Source organism: Succinimonas sp., from assembly GCF_045225735.1.
GTDB lineage: Bacteria > Pseudomonadota > Gammaproteobacteria > Enterobacterales > Succinivibrionaceae > Succinimonas.
Genome location: NZ_JBGVBR010000195.1, coordinates 1 through 3,900, shown reverse-complemented (window position 1 = coordinate 3,900; position 3,900 = coordinate 1). Strand labels below are relative to the sequence as shown.

General features: G+C 55.8%; 4 protein-coding genes. All 4 read left to right on the top strand.

Going from position 1 to position 3,900, the window contains the following annotated elements; genetic code table 11:
* Positions 1-944: hypothetical protein (locus tag ACJROR_RS06845; protein WP_406546468.1), on the top strand; the 944-nt coding region annotated here is incomplete at its 5' end.
* Positions 945-1,096: 152 nt separating this feature from the next.
* Positions 1,097-2,365, top strand: coding sequence for a hypothetical protein (locus ACJROR_RS06840; protein WP_406546467.1), 1,269 nt, complete (start codon positions 1,097-1,099; stop codon positions 2,363-2,365).
* A 337-nt stretch (positions 2,366-2,702) separates the two neighbouring features.
* Positions 2,703-3,524 (top strand): MmcQ/YjbR family DNA-binding protein, encoded by an 822-nt coding sequence (locus tag ACJROR_RS06835; protein ID WP_406546466.1) that lies wholly within the window; start codon positions 2,703-2,705, stop codon positions 3,522-3,524.
* A 22-nt stretch (positions 3,525-3,546) separates the two neighbouring features.
* Positions 3,547-3,900: Trm112 family protein (locus ACJROR_RS06830; protein WP_406546465.1), on the top strand; the 354-nt coding region annotated here is incomplete at its 3' end.

The following is a 3,900-nucleotide window of genomic DNA, read 5'->3' as shown; positions in this document are numbered from 1 at the left end:
GTCCTCCTTCATTCAGGAAGGAGGTGTTTGAGATAGAGGCGGCAGGAAGTCAGCTTTATTCCGCTTCGCCCGAAAATCTTACCTGCGAGTTCAGCGATGACGTCTTCCGGAAACTGGAACCCTTTGACAGCAAAGAGGCCCGGCCCTGGAGCCGGATTTACGCTGCCATCCCGGATCTTAAGATTCCGGCCATCACCAGCGCTGATTATTTCGGGCGTTCCCGGCTGCGTTTCAGGGAATCCTTTGAGCTTTTTCTGACAAAGGGGGAATACTACACCAGTTTCACAGGCGCAAAGGAACAGGTTTCCCTGACGCCCCTGAAGGTCTCCTATGCCTGGCTTCCGGTGTGGGTGATGGAGATCCGGGAGGGCGGGACGAAGACGCTTTGTTATATGAACGGCCAGACCGGAAAACTGGAGGCCGATATTCCCGTTTCCAAAGTAAAAATTCTCTGCTGGCTCTTTTCCGGAATGCTGTTTCTGACCGGCCTTGCCGGGTGGCTTGCGGCCCCGTATTTCGTGCCGGTGGCGTCAGCTTTCGGCCTTTTCGGCATGGGAGCTATTTGCATGGGCTTTCTGATGCTGCTCTATTCAGTGATTGCTCCGGTAAGACGGGTGTTTTCCGGGCGTGTTTCCTGGCGTCTTGCGGGATCTCTCATGGCCGGAACCGGCCTTGCTTTTATCATTGCGGCCTTTCTCGGTACCCCGGGGTATCACGACAGAACCTTTATGTTCGTGCTGGCCATGCTTGCGGGAGGCGGCTATGCCGTCAGCCAGAGCTGGAGCTGGGGCCGGATCCAAAAACTCCTGGCAAGAGAGCCCCGCAGGGATCCCCGTTATGAGGGAAAATTGTATGCGGTAAAATCGGATCTCCGGTACTGGCGCCGCCGGAAAATCGCTGAAAAAATCCTGACAGCTCAGAAATCAGTTAAATCATCGGAGTGAATCCCGGTTGCCGCATAAGCGGTCTCAGCCGGAATTGCAGGGGAGCTGCAATGAAGTCAGCGGGAGTCCGGGAGACAGAACATAAATGACGCGTCAGGATCGGGGCAGTAAGCTTCTCTGAAACAGCGCGACCGCAAGCGAACTTGAGGATCATGAAAACGAGTATTACTGTTACTTTATCTGAAAAGCTCCTCTGTCCCTACTGTTCCGGGGAGCTTTCGTACAGCATTTCCAGGCAGCGGCTCTCCTGCAAATCCTGCGGCATGAAGCTCTCCCCGGAGGAGTACGAAGCAGCCATCTCTGCCCGGAAAGCCCGCAGAGAAAGATCTTCTTCATCCTTTACCTCTCCATCATTTTCCTATGCATCATTTCCCTTCGCAGACTCTCCGTCATCATCTTCTTCATCTCCCTCTCCGGCGCCAGAACCAAAAGCCGGGGGGACAGGGAACAGATCCTCCGGGACTCCGGATTTTCTGTCATGCGGGAAATGCCGCCTCCTCATTGGTCGCGGCTCCGGAGATCTTTTGGGAGAATGCCCCCTTTGTCATACGAAGATCCCGGGAGCGGAGAACACTCCCGGAGCAGATCCTGCCGGAGAAAGCTCCCCCGAAAACCCCGGCTTTGCGGCGCCGGATCTTATCGTGCCGTTTTCCCGGGAAAAGGAGTTTTTTATCCAGGAATTCCGGAAGCATCTCAAGTCCCTGGAGTTTGTTCCTGACTCCTTTCTTGAAGCCAGCATTGAGGGCGTCCGGCCTTTCTATGTTCCGGTGTTTCTGTATGATGCGGAGGTTACCGGCGAGATGAGCTTTAATGGCGAAGCGCTCACCGAGGCTGCAGCTGGCGGCGGTTCCCGCTGCAAGGTGGAGGAATTTGAGACAGAGGCAGCAGGAAGTCAGCTTTATTCCGGATCTCCTGAAATTATTACCGGTGAGTTCAGCGACGAAGCCTTCCGGAATCTGGAACCCTTTGACAGTCAGGGGGGCCGGCCCTGGAGCCCGGTTTATGCCGCTATCCCGGATCTCAAGATTCCGGCTGTCATCAAAGGGGATTATTTCTGGCGCGCCCGGCTGCGCTTTCAGACCGCCTTTGAGTATTTTCTGGCAGACGGGAAGTCCTATACCAGATTCAGCCCGGTAAAAGGGCAGCCTGTCGTTATTCCTCTTAAGATCTCCTATGCCTGGCTTCCGGTGTGGGTGATGGAGATAAAGCAGGACGGGAAGGAGATGCTTTGCTATATGAACGGCCAGACCGGAAAGCTCATGGCCGATATTCCCGTTTCCAAAGTCAAAGTTTTCTGCTGGATGCTTTCCGGGCTGCTCCTCATTAGCGGCATTGCGTCATGCTTAGCGGTGCCGTTTTACCCGCTGTTAGCAAAAATTGCCGGCAAATCTGTCCTGTATGTTATTTTTTTTGGGCTATGATAATGATCTTTCCCATGATGATCTATGCAGAGATCGCCCCGGTAAGACGGCTGTTCTCCGGGAGGCTTTCTTCGCGCCTTACGGGATCTCTCATGGCATGCGCCGGCATAGCTATTATGGCTGCTGCCGGTTTCAGCGCCCCGGGGGATCACGGGAAAGACTTTCTGTTCCTGCTGGCCTTCCCAGCGGGAGGATCCCTGGCGGTCTTTTTTCTCCGGGGAGGGATCCGAAAATGCCTCGCCGCGAAGCTTAGCCGGAGTCCCTGCAAAGAAGGAAGCATGTATGCGGCAAAATCATATCTTCGGTACCGTAATACCAGGAAAAAGGGAGAGAAAACATGGCGCGGACGAGAAAAAAGCAGATAACAAAGGAACATCCGGAGGGAGGCAAGCCGATCCCGGCCCCGGAAGCGCCTTCTGACCTTACCCTGGAGGCGGAGATTTTTCAGCGGCGCCGGCCGGTGCCGGAAAAGCTTCTTAAGTACGGCTTTCAGAAGGGGGATTCGGACTCGGTTTACCGCTGCCGCACCGCCATTATGGACGGGGCTTTTAACTGCGAGATCACGGTAACGGAACAGGGCGAGGTCTCAGGCCGGGTTACTGACGCCGCCGCCTCCGAGGATTACCTGCCCCTCAGAATCCCCGGAAGCGGGGCTTATGCGGCATCAGTGCGGGAGGCTTACCGGGAGCTCCTTCTTGACATTGCGGGGCAGGGTTTTCAGGAAGTCCTGTTTCCGGGAGATCAGGCGAACAGAATTACCGCGGAGATCCTGAAGCGCTATGACGTGAGACCGGATTTCCCCTGGCAGGAGAATCCATCGCAGAACCGGTACCGGAGCTATGGGGTATTCCGGCATCAGGACAGCGGGAAATGGTTCGCTCTCATCATGAATGTCCGGGAGGACGTTATTTTTAAGAACGGGAGCGTTAAGCCCCTGGATATCGTGAACCTTAAGGCAGCGCCGGATGATATGCCGGATCTTTTGCGGCGGCCCGGCATCTTTCCGGGATATCACATGAATCACCGGCACTGGATATCGGTGATTCTTTCCGGAGAGCTTCCGGATCCGGATATAATGAGTCTTATCGAGGAAAGCCGCCGGCTGACCTCGGGGCCGGCGAAGCGGCAGCGGAGATCTTTGCAGGATGCCGGCTTGTAATGCGGCGGATACGGAGGCGGTTATGGATCTCACAGAGGTATTCAAGTGCCCGGAATGTTCCGGGGAACTCAGATATGACATTGCCGAAGGGCGGCTTGTCTGCGGCTTCTGTTCCAAAAGGTTCCTTCCGGAAGAGTATGAGAAAGCTGTTTCCGGGGGAACGGCTTCCCGGGGCTCCTCTTCCTCCGGCGCTGAGCCTTCAAAGTTTACCCCCTGTCCCCATTGCGGGTGCCGGCTAAGCCGGGGAACCTTGCGGGCCTCCGCAGGCTGTCCTGTCTGCTTTGAACCCCTGAATGCCGCGAATCACCCCGGGGACGCGGAGCTCCCGCCGGAACCGGATTTCATTTTGCCTATGTGTAAATGGCGGTGGGGTCAA